Source organism: uncultured Dysosmobacter sp. (genome assembly GCF_947631635.1).
Classification (GTDB): domain Bacteria; phylum Bacillota; class Clostridia; order Oscillospirales; family Oscillospiraceae; genus Oscillibacter.
On the sequence record NZ_CANRMB010000015.1, the window covers coordinates 32085 to 49204 of the forward strand.

Here is a 17120-nt window from a genome sequence, read left to right on the forward strand (position 1 = left end):
TGGCCCAGTTCCATGCACTCGTGTGAAAATTGACGAACAATCTCCCAGCGCCGAAAAGCCCCGCTGTCAGGCGGGGCTTTTCGCTGAATGCTCCAGTTTTGGGGGCGTGGATATCCCCGTTATTCCCTGCCGGGATACTGGCGGTATCCCTCCAGCAGGGCATCGTTCTCCATAATAAAGGGGGCCGCGGTGGGCTGTCCGGAGCTGACGTCATATTTCCCCATCAGATAGTCGTTCAGCTCCACTCTGTTTTGAAATCTTATCAGCTGGTACGGCTCCTGAAACGCCAGTTTTTCCACAAAATACAGTTCCGTTTCCGATACTGGGAACAGCACTCCGACGTGCCCGATGAACAAATAGCTCTCATCCTCCAGCGCCTCATGGAAAAGCACGGTGATCAGCCGCGCCTGCGGGCGGTCGTCAAATACGATCCCCCGAGCCTCCCAGTTCTTCCGGAGGGCCTCCACGTGGGCGGCTGTGTCCTTGGTCAGCTCCGTCGGCACAATGGAATAAAGCGCCTTAAACCGCTCCAGATCCGCCCCGTCCGGCAGGACCGCCGGGTCCTCCTCCAGCGCGGCCAGATCCAGCAGGATGATGTCGTCCTGCGTTTCCGCTCCGGTGGGAATCTCCATAAAGCCGCCGAACAGTCCATAGGCGGTGATCCGGCAGTTGTAGCCCAAAAAGTTCGGATATGCCGTCTCCCATTCCTCCTGCATGGCGTAGGGGTCATACCGGGTCTCCAAAAAGTCCGCCTATTCAAAGCCCGCCGCCAGACTCTCCTTGGAGACGGCGCTGTTGAATTGGTCCACATGGTCAAAGAATACCCACTGCCGCTCCTCCGAGATCCCCGCGCCGCTCATGAGCTCCGCCAGTTCCTCCTGGACCGCAGGCTCAGCCAAATTACTGTATGTGATGGTCTCCAGGGGCAGCTGCTCCGCTGCCCTTTGGCATCCCGTCAGGGCAGTTCCCATGCACAGGGCCAAACTCAATATCAGCATTTTGGGCTTCATGCTCTTTGCTCCTTTATAAAATTTTTCCATTCGCTTTTGTGTTCCCGGTGCCTAAAGTCCTGTTTCTCAGCGTATCAGCATCCGATTCCAAGGATCACACAAGTATTCTGTGTCTATGATGGGCAGCCGACTCATTTAAGATGTTCCATAATTTCCGATATGTGCTTTTGCAAGAGCTGCTTTTCGTATATTTTTTCACCCAGCGTATCTCTGAATACAAGTATAGCACGCCGCCGAAAGAAAGTATATGGGCAGAAGAAAGCCGGCAAGCCTCTCGTCGAAGTCTGCCGGCTTTTGCGAAAAGGGCGAACACGTTCGATGCTGGTCAACGGCCCTTCCGGGGCCGCGCCGCAAGTGCGGCGTCATGAGCGTTTTTCAGAGCAAAACCCCAGCGCAGGGCGAATTCACTTCGCCCGAGCATTATACTCCCCCTCGGAGGGAGCGGGCAATGGAGCGAGACCCAAACAAGAAGCGGTTAAATCGATTTTTATACAGCCCAGAAACCGCGTCCCCTCCCCGGCCGCGACTCGCTCCACTGGATTCGCGGTCGGAAGCGAAGAAAAAGCACGTCCGGCGTATGAAAAGGCCCTAAGGCCTTTTCATCGCCTTAGGGCTTTTTCTGAGCTGCAATAAGCGGTTAAAATCGATTTCCCGCTCAACGGGCCGCATCCCCCGTCCCTCTCGCGCCGCAAACCAGCGGAGCGTTTGCGGTGTGAAAAGCGAAGAAATTCCTATCATAGCGCAGTTTTCGCCGCGAGGCGGAAACGGAGCGGTGACAGGAATTTCTGAGCTGGTGGAGGTGGGGAGAGTTGAACTCCCGTCCGAAAGCACTTTAACGGGACTTTCTCCGGGCGCAGACGATTATTGCGGGAGTCTTCCTCCCTGTTCCCCTTCCAGACGGCAAACCGTCACGCCGTCAGGTCAGGTGAGCTTCATGATGTGTGGTGCAGGCAAAGCTTACTGCGCTCACATTTACCGCTAAACGACGCCCTCCCTGGCTCGCGGTCCTTCCAGGTCGGACGGCTGCCTTTAATTAGGCAGCAACAGCAACAGTGTTGTTGTTATTTAATTTATAAAATTGCCCATTTTAAGGATATTAGGCGCATCCGCCCGCTTGTCCCGCCTCCATACCCCCGTCGAAACCGGTACACCCCCGCGTCGTCGGGGCAAACTCCGCTCCACTCGCTCCCGGCTGCCGCCGAGAGCTTGCAGCGCTCCGTTGCCCCTCCTCTCAAAATCGAACCCACTTCGTTGGGCTTCGATTTTGCTTTGGACGTTGAGTTACGATTGGGTACGGCTGTGAGAGCCGCTACTGGAATCATAACACATTTCACGGTCGAAATGTGTTACGATTCCATGACATTTTTTATTTTATCAGGTTTTTGCAAATTTGACCATCAGCTTGACCGGCGTGATCTTGGCAAGCACCCGGTAGAACTTGTAGAACAGCTTGGGTGTGTAGATCGTCCGTCCTGCCCGTGCGGCACGCAGGGCGCCGCCGGCCACCCGCACCTGGTCGCAGTAGGGCAGGGTGGCGAACATCTTGGAATTGCCGGCGATGCCGCCGATGTCCAGGAACTCGGTCTTCATGGGACCGGGGCAGACTGCCGTGGCGGTGATGCCCTTGGCCCGCAGTTCCTCCCCGATGCCCACGGTGAAGGAGGACACGTACGCCTTGGTGGAGGAGTACACCGTCATCCGGGGATTGGGGCAGAAGGACGCGATGGAGGAGACGTTCAGGATCCGGCCGCCGGGGACCATGTAGGGCACGGTCATATTGGTGATGGCCGTCAAGGCCCGCATGTTCAGGTCTACCATCCGGGTCTGGGAGGCGGTGTCCATCTCGCCGATCCGGCCCAGATAGCCGCAGCCGGCGTTGTTCACCAGAAGGACTACCTCCGGCTGCTCCGCCGTCAGCTTTTCCTGGAAAGCCATAAAGCTCATGGAGTCACACAGGTCCAGCGGCAGACAGGCCACTGTTTTTCCCGGCAGGGTCTCGGCCAGCTCCGCCAGGCGGTCCGCCCGGCGGGCGATCAGCCAATAGCTCTCCACCTCCGGAAACACGTCTGCGATCTGCCGGACAAACTCCCGGCCCAGGCCGGAGGACGCGCCGGTGATAATGGCAGTTTTCATAAGATCACCCCTCTTGGAAATTAGAGATCAGGCGTCAGGAGTGGAGGAGGGCAGGAAAGTTCCCAGTTCCTCCCTCTTGATCCCCCGTATTCAGATTCAGTGCGTCTCCGGAGCGGGGTATTCCACGCCCTGGGTGTCCACCCGAATGGACTGGATGACCACATCCTTTTTGGGCTTGTCGTTCATCATGCTCCGGGGGACCCGGGAGATGTCGATGGCGATGTCGGCACCCTCGGTCAACTGGCCGAACGCGGCATATTGGCCGTCCAGATGGGGCGCGGGCGCCACCATGATGAAGAACTGGCTGCCGGCGGAGTTGGGCGCCATGGTCCGGGCCATGGACAGCACGCCGGTGGTATGGACCAGGTCGTTCTGCCGGAAGCCGTTGGCGGCGAACTCGCCGTTGATCTCATAGCCGGGGCCGCCCATGCCGTTGCCGTTGGGGCAGCCGCCCTGGATCATGAAGCCGGGGATGACCCGGTGGAAGATCAGACCGTCGTAAAAGCCCTTGTTGGCCAGGGAGATGAAGTTGTTGACGGTATTGGGGGCCTTGTCGGGGTACAGCTCGCCGGTCATGACCCGGCCGTCTTCCATGGTGATGGTGACAATGGGATTGGACATAGTGGATGATTCCTTTCTTTTGAATAAACTCAAGTCAGCAGGCTGATTCCTTTTTCACGCAGATACCGCAGCAGCATGCCGCTGTTCCTCTGATTTTCCTCAAAACAGCATCCCGGCCGCAGGGCTTTCGCCCATCAGTGGTTCCGCTCCTTCATGGTGCGGTCGATCTCCCGCTTGGCGTCCCGCTGGGCGGCAGCCGCCCGCTTGTCGTAGTTCTTCTTGCCCCTGCACAGGCCCACTTCCAGTTTCACCCGGGCGTCCTTGAAGTAGACGGACAAGGGCACCAGGGTGTAGCCGTCCTGCTTGATGAGGGCGTGGAGCTTGCGGATCTCCCGCTTGTGCATCAGCAGGCGGCGGGTGCGGACGGGGTCCTTATTGAAGATATTGCCCTTCTCATAGGGCGAGATATGCATACTGTGGACGAACAGCTCTCCGTCCTTGACGGTGCAGTAGGAGTCCATCAGGTTCAGCGTTCCGGCCCGGATGGACTTGACCTCCGTGCCCGCCAGCTCGATGCCGGCCTCATATCTGTCCTCCACGAAGTAGTCGTGGAAGGCCTTGCGGTTCTGGGCCGCGATCTTGATCCCCCGTTTCTCCGTGGGGCTCACCTCATTTCTCTGGAAAGTTTTTATAGTATATCATGATTTTTCCCATTCTTCAAGGGGAAACGGCACGGGCCCTTTTTTAATAGCCGCTGAGTTACAGTCATGGCAATCTGATGGGGTGTCTTGAACCGTGGAGGTATCCATGATATCATCAAAATAGTTGATTAAGCTCTACCGGAGCGGGGTCCTGGACATGATAGATTTGCATGCGGTATGGAATATTCTTTTGTGGTTGTTCATCCTATATCTGCCCGGGCTGATCTGTGCGGCGGCTTTTATAAAGGCGGCTGCCAAAAGGAAGAAAACGCACGCCGTTTTGCTGGGGATTTTAACGATTGCTTCCGTTGCCGCCAGCTCGCTTGTCCTCCATGCTATTTTGGATTTTATGCTGAGTTGGTAACTATATGTTTTACGGGGAGCGTTCGCTGAGAACCACTGCCCGTTCTGGGATTCGAAAGCCTTCGCCTGAAAAGGAGTTGGCGCGGCGCAAAATCCAGCCGCCTTCTTTTTATTCTTGGCAATGTCCGGCGGATATGCTATAATAAGGTATTGTATTTTGCTTTATGTCTTACAGAATATGATGCATTTGATACATTATTGACGAAAACGAGAGGTGTCATACCATGTGTGAACCGATAGACCTGGCGGAGAAAACGCTCAGCCGGGAAGAAAAATTTCAGGGCCGCATCTTCAGCGTCCATGTGGACAAGGTCCTGCTGCCCAACGGCAATACCTCCACCCGGGAAGTGGTGGAGCATGTGGACGGCGTGGCGGTCCTGCCGCTGGACGAGCGGAACAATGTGCTGACCGTGACCCAGTACCGCTATGTGTTTGGGAGAGACCTGCTGGAGATCCCCGCAGGCAAGCTGGACCCCGGCGAGGACCCTGTGACCGGCGCCCTGCGGGAGCTGAAGGAGGAGACCGGGGCCGTGCCGGACACCTTCCTGCCCCTGGGCCGCATTCTCCCCTCTCCCGGCTGTTTCAGCGAGACCCTGCACCTGTTTTTGGCAAAGGGGCTGCACATGGAGGCCCAGCACCTGGACCCGGATGAATTTCTGCGGGTGGAGCGCGTCCCCTTTGCTGAAATGGTCCACCGCTGTCTCAACGGCGAGATCCAGGACGCCAAAACGGTGGCCGCCGTATTAAAAGCGAAAGTGCAGTTGGATCTTTGATTTTACAACTTGAATTTGGAGGTTCTATATGGACAACCAGAAAACGGTTTTGATCGTTGAGGATGAGAAGAACATCGTCGATATCCTGCGGTTCAATCTTCAGCGTGAACACTATCTGACCTGTGAGGCCTACGACGGCGAGGACGGCCTGAACAAGGCCCGCTCTGAGAAGCCGGACCTCATTCTGCTGGATGTGATGCTGCCGAAGATGAACGGCTTCGACGTGTGCCGCACTCTCCGGCAGGAGGGGGACAACGTGCCCGTCATCATCCTCACCGCCCGGGAGGAGGAGGCCGACAAGGTCCTGGGACTGGAGATCGGCGCGGACGACTATATCACCAAGCCCTTCTCCATGCGGGAGCTGATCGCCCGGGTGGGCGCCAATATCCGCCGCACCGCCATGGCGGCCCCCGCCGCCGCGACGGCTGCCGCCAGCGCCATGCCTGTGGCCGGAGACCTGTCCATCAACACGGACAGCCACCAGGTGTTCCGGAGCGGCAAGGCCATCGACCTGACCCAGCGGGAATACGAGCTGCTGACCTTCCTGGCCAGCCATCCCAACAAGGTCTACTCCCGCGTGGACCTGATGGAGCAGGTCTGGAACTACGGCTATGTGGGCGACGATGTGCGCACGGTGGACGTCACGGTGCGCCGTCTCCGTGAAAAGATCGAGGCGAACCCGGCAAATCCCGTCTACATTCTCACCCGCCGGGGCGCGGGCTACTATTTCAGCGTATGACCCCCGGCTCCCTCCCCGTGAGATCCCGGGGAGGCGGGCTTCTGTCCATGGGGCCGTACCCGCCCCATGGCCGTTGATTTGAGGTTCCCGTGACACGGGAGCCGCATGGGAGGTGTTTTTTTGTTCCGCAGCCTGCATATGAAGCTGACGCTGATCCTGCTGCTGCTGATCACGTCGCTGATGGCGGTGGTGGGCGCGTTTCTGACCACCAGCGTCTCCAGCTTCTATATCGACACCTTCTATCAGCAGATGGACAGCGTGTTTGGTTCCACCCAGAGGGACTTTGTCTCCTCCCTCCGCAGCGAAGCCGAATTGGAGGACGGCGCCCAGCGGCTCCAGGATATTCTGGAGGCCAATGCCGGACGTCTGGGCATCGACTACCGCACCCGGAACTATTTTATTTTGGACGGCGTCAGCGGAGCCTATCTCAACGGCTCCACCGATGACGCCTCCCTGCCCCGGGAGCAGAGCCCCAATCTGCTGACGGCGCGGAATGCCGTCGTCCAAAAGGACGAGACCACTGTGGGCGATGCCAGCGACATCACCGCGGACTATATGGATGTGGCTGTCCCCATCATAGGCGGGGACAACGCCTTCATCATTTACATCCTGGACAACAAGGACACCGTCTCCGGCCTGAACAGCCAGCTGTTCCTGATCATCATGCAGGCCCTCATCATCGGTCTTTTGATCTCCGTGCTGCTGAGCTTCCTGCTGTCCAAGACCATGGTCGGCCCCATTGAAAAGCTGACCGCCGGTGCGGAGCGGGTGGCCGCCGGCGACTTTGACAGCGAACTGCCGGTGGAATCCACCGACGAGATCGGCATCCTGACCGGCACCTTCAACGAGATGGCGGGCGTCCTGCAATCCACGCTGGCGGCCATGGAAAACGAGCGGAACAAGCTGGACACCCTCTTCCTCCACATGACCGACGGCGTGGTGGCCTTTGACCATCAGGGCCGCCTCATCCACTGCAACCCCGCCGCCAAGGACATGCTCCGGCGGGATATCCCCGAGACCTGCTCCTATGACGAGCTGTTCGGAGAGCTGGTCTCCTTCCAGGATGTGCTGGGGCTCCAGCGGCCCAACCACACGGAGAGCGAGCTGCACGTGGAGGACCGGACGCTGGAGCTGTATCTCGCCCCCTTCTCCGACCAGGCCCAGGGCGGCGTGCTGATCCTGCTTCACGACGTCACGGAGCAGCACCGCAATGAGGAGCGGCGCAAGGAGTTCGTGGCAAATGTCTCCCACGAGCTGCGGACCCCCCTGACCAACGTCCGCAGCTACGCGGAGACCCTGCGGGACGCCAACGGCGATATCCCCCAGGACACGGCCAACAGTTTTCTGGACATCATCATCACCGAGGCGGACCGGATGACCCACATCGTCCAGGACCTGCTGACTCTGAGCCGCCTGGATTCCGGCAAGGCGGAGCTGGTGCTCTCCCGCTTCCCCTTCGGCGAGGCCATTGAGAGCGTCACCCGCGCCAACGCGCTGAACGCCAAGCAGCGGGGCCACGAGCTGGTCTACGACCCGCCGGAGAGCCTGCCCCTGATCGTGGGCGACCGCAGCCGTCTGGAACAGGTCATGATGAACATCCTCGGCAATGCCATCAAGTACACGCCCGACGGCGGCCATATCCGCATCACCGCCGGTTCCACGGAGGACACTGTCTGGATGGACGTCTGCGACGACGGCATCGGCATCCCGGAAAAGGACCGGGAGCGCATCTTCGACCGTTTCTACCGCGTGGACAAGGCCCGGTCCCGGGAGTCCGGCGGCACCGGCCTGGGACTCTCCATCGCCCGTGAGATCGTCCAGCGCCACCACGGCACCATCACGCTGGCTCCCCACCAGGGTCCCGGCACAACGGTGCGCCTGACGCTTCCCATCGCGCAGGAGCGCAATGGAAACACCACTTTGAGCTGAGGCCGGCTTTTCCCGCCCGCTACCGGCCCGCAGAGGAGGAACAGCATGGAAGAAAAACAGCGGAAGCGCCGGGATTTCCGGCAGAATGTTGCCATCGCCCTGCTGTCCGTCTCCGCGGTGATCCTGTTTGCCCAGACACAGCTTTACAACCTGGGCGTGGACATCGGCAGCAGCTACTTCGACCGCCTGACCGGCGTTCCCGTACAGACCGACAGCGCCGCCGGCGGCCAGCTGTCCGACCTGGCGGCGCCGGTGCGGGTCGCCGTCACCGGCACCTATGGCCGGTATGCCAACGTGACGCTCACCACCGCCGACCAGGAGCTGTTCTCCCCCTTGAGCACGCTGCTGTGCGGCATCCTGGGCTCGGCCCAGACATACACCACCTGCGGCGGCCAGGAATTTCTGGACGCCCTGTCCGGCCCCTCGGTGTACTATGACTTTCTCTCTCCCCTTCCCCTCTCCGTGATCGCCGGTTTTGTGGACGCGGAGTGGGATGTGGAGCTCTCCGCCCGGCGGCTGGTCGTCTCCGCCCAGGGGGACAGTGTCGTCCTGTACCTGCTGGATGACGCGGGGCGCTATCTCCGCTGTGCCACCGCCGTCTCCGCCGCCGAACTGGAGGAGGCCGTCAGCCACTATGAGCTCGGCAACGATATGTTCGCGTTCGACGGGGCCGAGAGCAACAGCCACTACCAGGAGATCTCCCCCCTTTCTCTGCTTCCAGCCGAGCTGCCGGCGCTGCCCTGTCTCACCGTGGACAGTTCTCTGTCGGATACCACCTGGCTGCTGAACGCCCTGGGGTTCAATCCCAACACCCAAAACCGCTATCAGGAGTCCAGCGGCACAGAGGTCATCATGGAGGGCGAGCGCGCCCTCTACATCCGGCCTGACAACAGCATCTACTACCAAAGCGGCGGAGAGCCCTTTTTGACGATCAGCGCTGCGGAGGAGGTCCCCACCCTGCGGGAGGCCGCGGCCGGGACCGGACTGCTGCTCAACGCGCTGCTGTCCCCCATCACCAGCGACGCCGGATTGTATCTGGAGAGCATCCGGCAGAACGGCGCTGTCACGGTGCTCTGTTTCGCATATCAGGTGAGCGGCGTTCCCATCCGCCTGTCCGGCGGCTGCGCTGCCGAGGTCACCCTCACCGGGAATGCCGTCTCCGCACTGTCCCTGCGGTTCCGGCAGTATGCCATTGCCGGCGAGGACTCCCTGCTGCTGCCGCTGCGCCAGGCCGTTGCCATCGCCGCCAAGCAGCAGGGCGCTGAACTGACGATCGGCTACGCCGACAACGGCGGCAGCACCATCAGCGCCACCTGGCTGGCCGATTGACACGGCACGATCCCCTGCGCAGAAGTCGCATTTGCGGTCCCTGCCCCAATCTGGGCGGCAGGCCGCGGAAAGGAGCGCTGAAATGGACCGCTCTCGGCTGAAAAACATCATCATTTTGATTCTGGTCCTGGTGAATGTGGCACTGTTGGGCTCTCTGGCGATCCGGAAACGGGCGGAATACACCGCCCGCCAGCGGACCTCCGAACAGCTGGTGGCGCTCTTTGCCGCCGACGGCATCGCCCTGGACCCGGACATCATCTCCACAGAGGTCCCCCCTGCCGGCCGCTCGCTGACACGGGACACGGCCCTCGACCAGCGGGCCGCCGTGTATCTGCTGGGCAGTATCCTGTCCACCAACGACAAGGGCGGCGGCATCTATGACTATACCAGCGCCGTGGGCACCGCCACGTTCCGCTCCAACGGCACCTTTGACGCGGCGAGCCTTCAAGGGCCTCTGGCATCTGCGGACGCCCTGGACTTCTGCCGGGACTTCTGCCGCAAATTCTCTTACAGCGAGCCTGTCTTTGAACTGGACGAGGACGGCAGCGGCAAGGCCTCCGCCGCTCCGCTGTGCGGCAAGCTGCCGGTGTTCAACGCCGCCGTGACGTTCACCTTCAGCTCCGGCTCCCTGATCGCGGTCAGCGGCACGCTGCTGCCGGAAAACTATACGGAGCTCTCCCCGGAGGCCGCGCCGCTGTCCGCCGCCGCTGCCCTCACCACCTTTCAGGAGGAGACCTTTGCCGTCATCTCCGCGGTGACGGACATCTACCTCTGCTACGAGCTGCAGACCCCCACGCCTTCCTCCATCACCCTCACGCCTGCCTGGTGCATCGCCACCGACACCGCAAAATATTATGTAAACTGCGAAACCGGGAACATCACCGCGAATTGAGGGATTTTTTCACAGCGCCCTTCCCTTTTTTCTGGAAATCCATTGGGAAGGGTTTACAATTCTTACCTGGTTATGTTATGATATCCATGTGTCAGCTTCACCGGATAGGAATTCTGTCCGCCTGTCTCCGCATTTTTGCGTATGAAGCCGCACCGCGCGGGCAAACTGTCTCCATATGGAACGGATCTGCCGCCACAAAAGACTGTGCCTTGAAGAGAGGGTCAAACTTTGACTAAATATATTGTGCAGGGTGGAAAACCCCTGTTTGGTGAAGTAGAGATCAGCGGCGCGAAAAATGCCGCTGTTGCCATTATCCCCGCCGCGCTGCTGGTAGACGGTGTCTGCCGGATCGAGAACATCCCCCAGATCTCCGATGTGACCATGAGTCTGAAGATCCTGGAGCAGCTGGGTGCGGGCATCCGCACCATCAACCGCCACACCGTAGAGATCGATTGCAGCCACATCCGCTCCACACGGACCTCCTATGAGCTGGCGCGGAAGATCCGCGCGTCCTACTATCTGATCGGCGCCCTGCTGGGCCGCTTCGGTCAGGCGGAGGTCGCCATGCCCGGCGGGTGCAACTTCGGCGGCGTCCGTCCCATCGACCAGCACGTCAAGGGCTTCACGGCTCTGGGCGCTAAAGTGTTGGTGGAGAGCGGCTTCATCCACGCCTCCGCGGAAAACGGCCGTTTGAAGGGCGCCAGCATCTATCTGGATGTGGTCTCCGTGGGCGCCACCATGAACATCATGATGGCCGCTGTGATGGCGGAGGGCAATACCGTCATTGAGAACGCCGCCAAGGAGCCCCATATTGTGGACCTGGCCAACTTCCTCAACTCCATGGGGGCGAATATCCGGGGCGCCGGCACGGACACCATCAAGATCCGCGGCGTGGAGCGTCTCCGGGGCGGCAGCTACGCCATCATCCCCGACCAGATCGAGGCCGGCACCTACATGGCCGCCGTGGCCGCCACAGGCGGACAGATTTTGGTGAAGAACATCATTCCCAAACATATGGACTGCATCACCGCTAAACTCCAGGAGTGCGGCGTGGAGGTGGAGGAGCATGAGGACACCCTTCTGGTCCGCCGCACCGGAAAGCTCCAGAAGGCCAACGTAAAGACCATGCCCTATCCCGGTTTCCCCACGGACATGCAGCCCCAGATCACCACCGTGCTCTCTCTGGCAGAGGGTACCTCTTTGGTGACCGAGGGCGTTTGGAGCAACCGCTACCGCTATGTGGACGAACTGCGCCGCATGGGGGCCTCCATCCAGGTGGATGAAAAGACTGCCGTGGTGGAGGGCGTGGAACGCCTCACAGGCGCCCCCATCCAGGCCTACGACCTGCGGGCCGGCGCCGCCATGGTCATCGCCGCTCTGGCCGCTCACGGTCAGAGTGAGATCAGCGGTGTCAAATATATCGAGCGCGGCTATGAGAACATCGTGGCAAAGCTGCAGGCATTGGGCGCGGATATCCGCTCTGTGGAGGAGCCGGACGAGACCGCGGCCATGGAAGCTCATATCGGATAACGCTTTCTGTTTTTTCTGAACATGTATTTGCGTCCGCTGAGGAGGATGGCGGCCTTAGCCGGCGTTCTCCCCGGCGGACGCACTTTACCATCGAAGCAAGAGAGGGATCTTTTTTGACGACCGTACATACCCTTGCCAGCGGCTCCTCTGGAAACGCCCTGCTGGTCTCCTGCGGCGGAACCCACATTCTGGTGGACGCAGGCATCTCCTGCCGCCGCATCACCGCCAGTCTCCGGGAACTGGGGCTGGCCCCGGAAGCCCTGGCTGCTGTTCTCATCACACATACCCATACGGATCACATCTCTGGACTGCAAACGCTGCTGAAGCGCACGGACTTCCCCGTCTGGGCCACGGCCCGGACCTGCCGGGAGCTCCGTCTCCGGCTGCCGGAGCACGGGACCCGGATGCGGGAGCTCCCGCTCTGCCAGCCCATCCCTCTGGGGAACTGTTTTGTCACCGCCTTTTCCACCTCCCACGACGCTCCCGGCGCCTGCGGCTTCCGCTTTGACGCCGCCGGAGGCAGTGTGGGGGTCCTGACGGATACCGGCTATGTCACCGAGGAGGCGGCCGCGGTCCTGCCCGGCGTGGACCTGGCGGTGCTGGAGGCCAACCATGATGTGGAAACACTGCAAAGCGGCTCCTACCCCTATTATCTGAAGCAGCGCATTTTGGGCGAGAAGGGGCACCTCAGCAATGAGACCTCCGCCCGCTTTGCCGTTGTCTTGGCGGAGGCCGGGGCGTCGGAGATCATCCTGGCCCACTTGAGCCGGGAGAACAACACCCCCGCCATGGCGCGGAACGCTGTGGAGACCGCGCTGTCCGCCGCCGGGCTGTTTCCCCGGCTCACCGTGGCCCCACGGGACACCATGAGCGAGACTTATATCGTCTCCGGGAGGGCCGTATGCAGAAAGTGACCATTCTCTGTGTGGGGAAATTAAAAGAAAAATTTTACGCCGACGCGGCGGCGGAATATATCAAACGGCTGTCCCGCTACTGCAAGCTGGAGCTCCTGGAGCTGCCGGAGGAACGTCTGCCGGACGATCCCTCCCCCGCCCAGATCGACGCGGCCCTGGCCAAAGAGGCCGCCGCCATCCGGGCCAAGCTGCCGCCCTCCTCCAGCCTCATCGCCCTGTGCGTGGAGGGGCGGATGCGGTCCAGTGAGGAACTGGCCCATCTGATGGCCACCTGGGCCAACCGGGGCGAAAAGCAGCTGGTGTTCCTCATCGGCGGCTCCTTCGGCCTGCACCCATCCATCAAAGCCCAGGCCTGGGCGCAGCTGTCCATGTCCCCCATGACCTTCCCCCACCACTTGGCCCGGGTCATGCTGCTGGAGCAGATCTACCGGGCCTATCAGATCAACGCCGGGACCAAATACCACAAATGATCTCTCAGGAAGCGCTTATGGAGCATAACGGCAGGCCGCCGTCCCAACTGCGGCTGCTGGCAGCTCCAAAGCAAGGCCTCCTAGGGGGCTTGCAACCGGTGCGGGTTTTGGATCGCCTGACCTCCACGTTTTCCAATTAGTTCACATAACATTTTAAGGAGGTGCATTCCGATGGATACCATGCCGCCTGACGGCCCCCGCAAAGACAGGTCCATGACCTATGCGGACAAGTGCGGGGCCGCGCAGGGCTTCCACCGCAAATCCCTGATCCGAAACCTCTGCTTTCTGCTGGCAATTATCGCGCTCTGCGCCGAGGCCGTCACCAGCTTCCGTTTTTTCCTGGCCGCTGCCCTTGTGCTGGCTGTAACAGGTGCGGTCTTTGGCCTTCTGACCGGCCGCTGCCCCATCTGCGGGCGTCCCATCCGCCGCAGATGGTCAGGCCGGTGGTATTTCATCAATCTCCTTATCCCCTATGAGTGCCCGGACTGCGACTTCACAACAGACCGGCAGAGCTGGCGGCCTCTTTAGAAAAGCGCCCCCAGCGTACAGTCAGGGCCCGTGCCTGCTCTGAGTTTCTTTCCGCTGTTAAGCTTACATAATTTTATAGGAGGAATTGAAAATGGACTTCATGAAGAAATTTGAAAAATGGCTGGCCAGTCCCGCCCTGTCCGCCGAGGAGCACGCCGAGCTGGAGGCCATCCAGAATGATCCCAAGGAGATCGAATCCCGGTTCTACGGCCCCCTGGAGTTCGGCACCGCCGGACTGCGGGGCACCATGGCCGTGGGCCTGCACAACATGAACATCCACGTCATCCGCTGGGCCACCCAGGGCTTTGCCGACGTCATCGCCGCCGAGGGCGAGGAGGGCAAGCGCCGGGGCGTGGCCATCTGCATGGACTGCCGCAACCACTCCATGGAGTTTGCCCGGGCCGCCGCCGAGGTCTGCGCCGCCAACGGCATCCATGTCCGCATCTTCGACGCCCTGCGTCCCACCCCCGAGCTGAGCTTTGCCGTCCGGGAATACCACTGCCAGGCGGGCATCAACGTCACCGCCAGCCACAACCCCAAGGAGTACAACGGCTACAAGGTCTACTGGGAGGACGGCGCCCAGCTGCCCCCCCACCACGCCGACGCCATTGCCAAGCGGCTGGAGGAGATCGACATCTTCGGCGGCGTTAAGACCATGGACTACGACGAGGCGGTGAAGGCGGGTCTCATCGAGATCATGGGCGAGGAGACCGACGCCCGCTTCATGGCCCAGGTCACTGCCATGATCAACGACAAAGCCACAGTGGAGAAGGTGGCGGACACCTTCAAGCTGGTCTACACCCCCTTCCACGGCTGCGGCTACAAGCTGGTGCCCCAGGCTCTCAAGGCTCTGGGCATCAAGCACCTGATCTGCGAGCCCAAGCAGATGGTCATTGACGGCGACTTCCCCACCGTGGTCTCCCCCAACCCGGAGAATCCCGAGGGCTTCTATCTGGCCATCGACCTGGCCAAGGAGAACGACGTGGACTTCATCCTGGGCACGGACCCCGACAGCGACCGCGTGGGCATCATGATCCGGGACAAGGAGGGCGAGTTCCGCCCCGTCACCGGCAACCAGACCGGCGTGCTGCTGCTGGACTATCTGATCGGCGCCATGAAGCGTGCCGGCACCCTGCCGAAGAACGCCGTGGCCCTGAAGACCATCGTCACCACCGAAATGGCCCGCAAGGTGGCGGAGAGCAACGGCCTCACCTGCTTCGACACCTTCACCGGCTTCAAGTTCATGGCGGAGAAGAAGAACGCCCTGGAAGCCACCGGCGAGGGCAAGGTCATCTTCTCCTATGAGGAGTCCTATGGCTACATGCTGGGCGACTACGTCCGGGACAAGGACGCCGTCACCGCCTCCATGCTGCTCACTGAGATGGCCGCCTGGTACGCCGACCAGGGCATGACCCTGTTCGACGCTCTGGAGGCCCTGTACGCTAAGTACGGCTACTATGCGGAAAAGACCTTCAACCTGGTCATGCCCGGTCTGGACGGTCTGAAGGACATGGCGAATCTGATGAAGGCCCTGCGGGAGAATCCCCCTGCGGAGATCTCCGGCGTGAAGGTCGTGACCCGGAAGGACTACCAGGACGGCTCCGTCATTGACACCGCCACCGGCGAGAAGGGCGCCATGGATCTGTCCGGCTCCAATGTGCTGCGCTTCGAGATGGCCGACGGCACCTCCATCATCGTCCGTCCCTCCGGCACCGAGCCCAAGATCAAGGTCTATATCCTGACCCAGGGCAAGGACGCCGCCGACGCCCAGGCCAATGTGGAGAAGTACGGCAAGTGGGTGGACACCCTGAAGAAATAAAAAACGCGCCAGCGCCGGAGGGATCGCCCTCCGGCGCTTTTTATCTGTCCGGGCCTTCCGCGCCGCCTGTGCCTTGCAAGCGTTCCGCCTGTATGGTAAACTGGCAGCAAATCAAACCGAGGAGGGATCCCATGAAAAAGGTAAAGATCACGGTTTTGAAAACCACCTTTGACCAGGAGCTGGCCGCGGAGTATGGCAGTGAAGGGCTGACCGCCTGCCCCATGATGGAGGCGGGGCAGGTATTTTACGCCGACTATGCGAAACCGGATGGCTTTTGCGATGAGGCCTGGAAGGCGGTCTATCAATATGTGTTCGCATTGGCCCACGGGGCTGGGAACGACGTGTTCTATTATGGTGACTGGATCCGAAAACCCGGCGTCGCCATTTGCAGCTGCAATGACGGCCTTCGGCCTGTCATCTTCAAACTGGAGGCCACTGAAACGCGCTCAGAGCTGGACTACACCCCTGTTCGTTAGCATCTTCCAGCCCTTGCGGTAAAAAGGTGTATTGACATCTGTTGCCCGCGGCGTATAATGGGCATATGCTCAAAATAAAGGAGGGACACGGATGCCGCGCAGCGCTAAATGCCGCCGGGTATGCCAACTGCCCGCCCACTGCCGGTTTTCCCCGGAGCAGCCCGCTCAGGGCGAGGCCGTGGTGCTGGCCGTGGAGGAATACGAGACCATCCGGCTGGTGGACTTTCAGGGGCTGACCCAGGAGGAAGCCGCCGTGCAGATGGGCGTGGCCCGGGCCACGGTCCAGCGCATCTACGCCCAGGCCCGGCAGAAGCTGGCGGCCTTTCTGGTGGAGGGCCGTCCGCTGCAGATCGGCGGCGGAAGCTACGCCATCTGTCGTCGGAAGAACTGCCGCGGCTGCGGAGGCCCCGTCCCCCTCCCAAAACGGAAAGGATGCAGGCAAATGAAAATCGCAGTCACCTATGAAAACGGCAATGTGTACGGCCACTTCGGCCACACGGAACAGTTCAAGATCTATGACATCGTGGACGGCACGCTGGCGGACGCCCAGGTGGTGCCCACCAACGGCAGCGGCCACGGCGCGCTGGCCGGCTTCCTGACGGACCACGGCGTGGACTGCCTGATCTGCGGCGGCATCGGCCCCGGCGCCCAGACCGCGCTGGCCGAGGCGGGTATCAAGCTCTACGCCGGATGCTCCGGCGACGCCGACCAGTGCGTCACCGACCTGCTGGCCGGCACGCTGGCCTATGCCGAGGCCGCCACCTGCGACCACCATCACGGCGAGGAGGGCCACACCTGCGGCGACCACGGCTGCGGAGAGCATCACTGCGGCAATCACTGATATGATCAAATCACTTGAAAAGTGATCCATCCACTTTTCAAGCGTCACAGTGCACATGCGTCGTGGCAGGCCGCAGACCGCGGCCGTGATCGGAATCTCATCACACATATCT

General features: G+C 60.9%; 16 protein-coding genes, 1 other RNA gene and 1 pseudogene. 13 read left to right on the plus strand and 5 right to left on the minus strand.

The window, feature by feature from the left end; genetic code table 11:
• Positions 1–119: 119 nt before the first annotated feature.
• From Q0Z71_RS09225 to smpB, 5 genes and pseudogenes are all read right to left on the minus strand, one after another.
• Positions 120–1040: pseudogene (locus Q0Z71_RS09225) on the minus strand (DUF4300 family protein).
• A gap of 761 nt (positions 1041–1801) precedes the next feature.
• Positions 1802–2165, minus strand: a transfer-messenger RNA (tmRNA) gene (ssrA, locus tag Q0Z71_RS09230).
• 219 nt (positions 2166–2384) lie between these two features.
• Positions 2385–3143, minus strand: coding sequence for an SDR family oxidoreductase (locus Q0Z71_RS09235; RefSeq protein WP_298021318.1), 759 nt, complete (start codon positions 3141–3143; stop codon positions 2385–2387).
• A gap of 96 nt (positions 3144–3239) precedes the next feature.
• Positions 3240–3764, minus strand: a complete 525-nt coding sequence (locus Q0Z71_RS09240; RefSeq protein ID WP_298021321.1) for a peptidylprolyl isomerase — start codon at positions 3762–3764, stop codon at positions 3240–3242.
• Between the two features lie 134 nt (positions 3765–3898).
• Complete coding sequence (gene smpB / locus Q0Z71_RS09245; protein WP_298021324.1) at positions 3899–4372, minus strand: SsrA-binding protein SmpB; 474 nt, start codon at positions 4370–4372, stop codon at positions 3899–3901.
• Positions 4373–4562: 190 nt separating this feature from the next.
• Here smpB and Q0Z71_RS09250 point away from each other — a divergent pair, with 190 nt between their 5' ends.
• The 13 genes from Q0Z71_RS09250 (at position 4563) to Q0Z71_RS09310 (ending at position 17008) form a co-directional block, all read left to right on the plus strand.
• Entirely contained in the window at positions 4563–4769 is a 207-nt protein-coding gene (locus Q0Z71_RS09250; protein ID WP_298021328.1) for a hypothetical protein, read from the plus strand.
• 223 nt (positions 4770–4992) lie between these two features.
• Positions 4993–5541 carry an NUDIX domain-containing protein gene (locus tag Q0Z71_RS09255; RefSeq protein WP_298021332.1) on the plus strand — a complete coding sequence of 183 codons (549 nt, stop codon included), beginning with the start codon at positions 4993–4995 and terminating at the stop codon, positions 5539–5541.
• 28 nt (positions 5542–5569) lie between these two features.
• Positions 5570–6280, plus strand: coding sequence for a response regulator (locus tag Q0Z71_RS09260; protein WP_298021335.1), 711 nt, complete (start codon positions 5570–5572; stop codon positions 6278–6280).
• A gap of 120 nt (positions 6281–6400) precedes the next feature.
• Positions 6401–8209, plus strand: a complete 1809-nt coding sequence (locus Q0Z71_RS09265; protein ID WP_298021337.1) for an ATP-binding protein — start codon at positions 6401–6403, stop codon at positions 8207–8209.
• 45 nt (positions 8210–8254) lie between these two features.
• Positions 8255–9538 carry a hypothetical protein gene (locus Q0Z71_RS09270; RefSeq protein ID WP_298021340.1) on the plus strand — a complete coding sequence of 428 codons (1284 nt, stop codon included), beginning with the start codon at positions 8255–8257 and terminating at the stop codon, positions 9536–9538.
• A gap of 82 nt (positions 9539–9620) precedes the next feature.
• The gene (locus Q0Z71_RS09275) at positions 9621–10430 is read left to right on the plus strand and encodes a hypothetical protein (RefSeq protein WP_298021343.1); all 810 of its coding nucleotides are present in this window, start codon (positions 9621–9623) and stop codon (positions 10428–10430) included.
• Positions 10431–10658: 228 nt separating this feature from the next.
• Positions 10659–11960, plus strand: coding sequence for a UDP-N-acetylglucosamine 1-carboxyvinyltransferase (locus Q0Z71_RS09280; RefSeq protein ID WP_298021346.1), 1302 nt, complete (start codon positions 10659–10661; stop codon positions 11958–11960).
• Positions 11961–12073: 113 nt separating this feature from the next.
• A complete protein-coding gene (locus Q0Z71_RS09285) occupies positions 12074–12874 on the plus strand; it encodes an MBL fold metallo-hydrolase (RefSeq protein WP_298021349.1) in 801 nt (266 codons plus the stop codon).
• Positions 12862–13344 carry a 23S rRNA (pseudouridine(1915)-N(3))-methyltransferase RlmH gene (gene rlmH / locus Q0Z71_RS09290; RefSeq protein WP_298021352.1) on the plus strand — a complete coding sequence of 161 codons (483 nt, stop codon included), beginning with the start codon at positions 12862–12864 and terminating at the stop codon, positions 13342–13344. The genes Q0Z71_RS09285 and rlmH overlap by 13 nt, the downstream gene beginning before the upstream one ends.
• Before the next feature lie 171 nt (positions 13345–13515).
• Positions 13516–13872, plus strand: a complete 357-nt coding sequence (locus Q0Z71_RS09295; RefSeq protein WP_298021355.1) for a hypothetical protein — start codon at positions 13516–13518, stop codon at positions 13870–13872.
• A gap of 91 nt (positions 13873–13963) precedes the next feature.
• On the plus strand, positions 13964–15691 hold the full coding sequence (locus Q0Z71_RS09300) for a phospho-sugar mutase (protein ID WP_298021359.1): 1728 nt from the start codon (positions 13964–13966) through the stop codon (positions 15689–15691).
• A 131-nt stretch (positions 15692–15822) separates the two neighbouring features.
• Positions 15823–16167 (plus strand): TIGR04076 family protein, encoded by a 345-nt coding sequence (locus Q0Z71_RS09305; RefSeq protein ID WP_298021362.1) that lies wholly within the window; start codon positions 15823–15825, stop codon positions 16165–16167.
• Positions 16168–16258: 91 nt separating this feature from the next.
• On the plus strand, positions 16259–17008 hold the full coding sequence (locus tag Q0Z71_RS09310; RefSeq protein ID WP_298021365.1) for a DUF134 domain-containing protein: 750 nt from the start codon (positions 16259–16261) through the stop codon (positions 17006–17008).
• Positions 17009–17120: the final 112 nt, after the last annotated feature.